Origin of the sequence: Amycolatopsis rhizosphaerae, assembly GCF_007713715.1 — a bacterium.
GTDB lineage: Bacteria > Actinomycetota > Actinomycetes > Mycobacteriales > Pseudonocardiaceae > Amycolatopsis_E > Amycolatopsis_E rhizosphaerae.
The window spans coordinates 1-1,534 of the sequence record NZ_VJWX01000823.1 but is presented as its reverse complement, the minus strand read 5'-3'; the positions used below and the strand labels follow the sequence as shown (position 1 = coordinate 1,534).

Sequence of the window (1,534 nt, the reverse complement as noted above, 5' to 3'; positions counted from 1 at the left end):
TCCTGCGCCACCGAAGCCGTCGCGCTGCCCAGGAGCCGCAGTGCCGCCTCCGACGGCGAGCCGGGCTCGGCCGTATAGGTGATCAGGTGCTGGCCTGAGGTTCCGGGGAGGACGAGGTTCTCGAAACTCAGCTCCATCGCACCGACCAGGGGGTGACGCAGGTGCTTCAGCCCTGAGGTGCAAGTGCGCACCGGGTGCCGGGCCCAGAGCGAGGCGAACTCGTCAGAGTTCATGGTGAGGTGACCGACGAGCTCGGCCAGGGAGCGGTCGTCGGGGTGGCGACCGGCGACCAGGCGCAACGAGGCCACGGCGAGTTGGGCCTGGTCGTGCCAGTTCGCGTACAACTGCCGGTACTGCTCGTCCAGGAACAGCATCCGGGTCAGGTTGGGGCGGGTGGCGGGCGTGTCCGGGCCGGCGGGCGCCAGGTGACCGGCGAGCAGCGCGTGGCCCAGTCGATTCCAGGCGAGGACGTCGTTGCGCCGGTCCAGGACGAGTGCCGGGACGTCGGTCATGGCCGCCAACAGCTGCCGGGCCGAACCGCTGGCGTGCGCCACCCGGGACGGCGCCGGGCGGGAAGACGCGGCAGCGGGGCGGGCGAGGTCCTTCAGGTGGACCGTCTCGTCGTCGGTGAGGCGGAGGGTGCGCGCGATCGCCTCCAGCAGGCCGTCGGAGACGCTGACGGTGCGGCCCTGTTCGAGGCGGGTGTAGTGGGTGATGCTGACGTTGGCGAGCATCGCCAGTTCCTCGCGGCGCAGCCCGCTGACGCGGCGACGGGTCGGGTGCGGGGTGATACCGACTTCCTCGGGGCGCAGCGCGGCGCGGCGCGACTTGAGGAACTCTCCCAACTCGGACGAGGCGTCCATTCCTGCCTCCAGGTCGGCGGACTGCCACAGCCGTGGCCACTGACTTCACCATGATGCCCGCCGGTCCTGAAGGCCGGGAAGCCGTAAGGGTGGTCCTCTGATGACTACCCTCGCGCTGGCTGCGCAAGGCAGGGTTCTGGCTGGGAATCCGGGCGCCGACGAGCCTTTTTCCGGTAACCGCACGCGAGCGAGCGCGCCGCGTGTCAGGAACCATGAGGAAAGGGATTCGACGTCATGTCTGTCACCGATACGGAGACGGCCGGTACCGCGCCCGGCCCTGCCGTCGGCACGCAATCGGCCCTGCTCACCCCCCGGCTCAGGCTGGTACTGGTACTGCTGCTCGCAACGCAGTTCATGCTGGCCGTGGACTTCGCCATCCTGAACGTGGCGCTGCCGGTGATCGGTGAGGGTCTGGGCTTTTCGTTGGCGCATCTGCAGTGGATCGCCACCGCGTTCGCGCTGTGCGCGGCGGGCTTCACCCTGCTCTTCGGCCGGGTCGCGGACCTTTTCGGCCGCCGCCGTCTGTTCCTCACCGGCCTGGTGGTCCTGGGCGCGGCCTCGCTCATGGGCGGACTGGCGCGGAACCCGGAAATGCTGATCACGGCCCGCGTCTTCCAGGGGCTGGCCACCGCCGCCGTGACCCCCGCCGCGCTGTCGCTGATGACCACCTC

2 protein-coding genes are annotated in these 1,534 nt (G+C 70.2%); one reads left to right on the top strand and one right to left on the bottom strand.

The features are described from left to right. On the bottom strand, positions 1 to 863 hold an 863-nt coding region (locus tag FNH05_RS37180), incomplete at its 3' end, for a helix-turn-helix transcriptional regulator (protein ID WP_144593507.1). Positions 864 to 1,097: 234 nt separating this feature from the next. On the opposite strand from FNH05_RS37180, the gene FNH05_RS37175 reads away from it, so the two are divergent. Continuing rightward, positions 1,098 to 1,534 (top strand): MFS transporter (locus FNH05_RS37175; RefSeq protein WP_144593506.1); only part of this gene is annotated, 437 nt, incomplete at its 3' end.